Source organism: Bradyrhizobium sp. NBAIM08, from assembly GCF_020193935.1.
GTDB classification, from domain to species: Bacteria; Pseudomonadota; Alphaproteobacteria; order Rhizobiales; family Xanthobacteraceae; genus Bradyrhizobium; species Bradyrhizobium yuanmingense.
In genome coordinates this window covers 1-417 of record NZ_JADYVR010000749.1, presented here as the reverse complement: position 1 = coordinate 417, position 417 = coordinate 1, and the positions used below count along the sequence as shown (strand labels likewise).

Below are 417 nucleotides of genomic sequence, written 5' to 3'. Positions count from 1 at the left end.
TCTTGTAGGTGAGCCACCGTGAGCCGTCGTCGTCCTCGAAGAACGAGGCGTCGATGACGCCGTCCGGGTGCTGCACCAGCGGCGCACCGATGTCGGTGAAGGGGCCGGTGGCCGCGGGCGCGCCGGCGGCGCCGATGGAGAGCACGTTGGCGGCGTTCACCGACGTGAAGTACGCGACGTAGCCCTCGCCCACGCGGTGGATCTCCGGCGCCCAGTTCCGGCCGCCGTTGGCCGCCCACGCCGGCTTTCCGTCGGGGAGGATGAAGCCACCGGTGTCGGCCCAGGTGACGAGCGTGCGCGAGAAGCGGACGGGGAACTTCCCGCCGGTGCACACGGCGGCGAACCCGGGCACGTCCGCGTCCGGCACGGCGACGACGCCCGGGTCCGGGCAGTCAAAGGCGATGACGGGGTTGGTGT

The 417-nt window shown here is 72.2% G+C and carries 1 protein-coding gene; it reads right to left on the bottom strand.

The annotated features are described in order from the left end of the window. The coding region (locus I6F37_RS41885; RefSeq protein WP_225154656.1) for a family 43 glycosylhydrolase at window positions 1-417 on the bottom strand (417 nt) is incomplete at both ends.